This is a genomic window from Acinetobacter sp. 12966 (assembly GCF_031196995.1).
In the GTDB taxonomy this organism is placed as follows: domain Bacteria; phylum Pseudomonadota; class Gammaproteobacteria; order Pseudomonadales; family Moraxellaceae; genus Acinetobacter; species Acinetobacter geminorum.
Genome location: NZ_JAVIMC010000118.1, coordinates 1 through 586 on the forward strand (window position 1 = coordinate 1; position 586 = coordinate 586).

Sequence of the window (586 nt, forward strand, 5' to 3'; positions counted from 1 at the left end):
TGCTACAGACGTTCTTGAGCTTTTAAATGATCAAATCAGTGAGTCTCAGCTCAACCAGGATCTTAAAACCAAGATTGATCATATTGAGACTATTGATGCTGAAATAGGTCCACTTAAGCAAGATATTCAGAATACGAAAGATCGGATTACACAAGAAGTCATTGATCGTCAAAACGCTATTCAGCAAGCTTCAGATGGCCTTTCACAGCAAATTATTGATGGTGATGAAAGTGTTCTTGAAGTTGTGGAAACGGTCAAGAAATCAAGTGATGATGGTCTTGCGGCGGTTCAGGAAGATATTCGTGTTGTTGCAGATGATCTTTCATTAGTTGCTGAAAAAACAGATGGTGTGTATGCACAACTGAATCCTGCATTGATTGGCTCTGAATCAGATCTAATTGGTAACGATCAAGGTTTTGCTGGCACATGGTCTGTTCAATCGGCAATGATCGAAGGGGATTTAGCACTTAGTAAGCGTATTGATACAACGGCAGTTGAGTTAAATAACTTACAGGCTTATGCACAACGAGAAGTACAAGCGCGAATTGAAGGCGATAAAGTAACTGTTCAAAAGATTGATACGTAT

General features: G+C 39.4%; 1 pseudogene. It reads left to right on the forward strand.

Annotation, left to right across the window (positions count from 1 at the left end):
* Positions 1–586, forward strand: a pseudogene (locus RFW85_RS20080) (phage tail protein); the annotation flags it as partial.